This is a genomic window from Vibrio sp. 2033, from assembly GCF_033339735.1.
Genome location: NZ_JAWOVC010000253.1, coordinates 1 through 787, shown reverse-complemented (window position 1 = coordinate 787; position 787 = coordinate 1). Strand labels below are relative to the sequence as shown.

At 48.4% G+C, this 787-nt stretch carries 1 pseudogene; it reads left to right on the top strand.

The features are described 5' to 3' along the window. Positions 1 to 787, top strand: a pseudogene (locus tag R7P74_RS25915) (hypothetical protein); the annotation flags it as partial.

Sequence of the window (787 nt, the reverse complement as noted above, 5' to 3'; positions counted from 1 at the left end):
GATCACGAAGAGCAAATGAGCGGCGTGACACACGAAAAAGTGAAGCTGGGTACGGTGGAGTACCGTCGTTATGAAATGACGGATGCAGTAGATCCGCAGGATGGCATTGGCTTAGTTGTGGCGGTTATCGACAACGTGCTAACCGTGACGGTGGATATCGCGGAGTTGGGTGATCTTAACCCGTTGAAAATGGCGCTGGGTCTTGAGTCTCCAACCCAATCATTAGCGGATAGCGGTCGTGCTGAAGCCATCCAAACTCAGTATGGTAAAAACAACAACTCTTTTGGCTACATCGACCATCGTGAAATCATCAAAGGTTTAACCACTGTTGATGGCAACATGTTTGCTCGTCAATTAACTCGTCTTAATGTCGATCCAAACATTACGGAAATGCGCACACCAGTTTGTCATAACGAGTTTACGCAAATTGCAGAAAACTGGCCTCAATCGGTGGCGTTTGCGGAGTACAAGCTAAACGGTGAGCAAGCGTCAATCAAAGGCGGCTTTGTTGTTGAGTCGAAGAATAAAGTGATCGTCGATGCGCTTAAATCGATTCGTGGTGTGTTAACCGAGTCTAACAGCGATAAGAGCTTCTTTAGTTTGGCGCTAGGCATCGACATCAACACGCTTGCGCCATCGATTGGTCAAATTTGGACAGAGATAACTCAGCCACAATACCAATGTGCGCTGCTGAGCCAAATGCAAAAAGACATGGGCGGACAAAACCCGGCGGCAGCGGTGAGCATGGGCTCTGGCATGCTGAATGGGTTGAAAGGGTTGAGCATGC